This is a genomic window from Clostridium sp. OM05-9 (genome assembly GCF_003481465.1).
Taxonomy (GTDB): Bacteria; Bacillota; Clostridia; order Lachnospirales; family Lachnospiraceae; genus Coprococcus; species Coprococcus ammoniilyticus.
Genome location: NZ_QULF01000016.1, coordinates 1 through 266, shown reverse-complemented (window position 1 = coordinate 266; position 266 = coordinate 1). Strand labels below are relative to the sequence as shown.

At 45.5% G+C, this 266-nt stretch carries 1 protein-coding gene; it reads right to left on the bottom strand.

What is annotated here, in order from left to right; translation table 11 throughout:
- On the bottom strand, positions 1–266 hold a 266-nt coding region (locus DXB77_RS13145), incomplete at both ends, for a DUF5979 domain-containing protein (RefSeq protein WP_207665168.1).

The following is a 266-nucleotide window of genomic DNA, read 5'->3' as shown; positions in this document are numbered from 1 at the left end:
TTCGTTACAGTTGCGGTTGCTGTCGCATCCTTGGTGACGGTGACATTACCTTCCCCACTGACTGCTAAGCCATAGTTTGCAACTGCTGTTCCGGTTTGCTCTTCACTTACACTGTAAATTCCTACAGGTATGTCATTGATCGTTACGCTTCCGTTTGCAGGTACGCTGATTCCTGTCTTGGTTGCGCTTATGCTTCCATCTGCAAGAACATATTCTCCACTTGCATTTGTTACATAGATCGTAAATGTCTTGTTCGCATCGAAGGT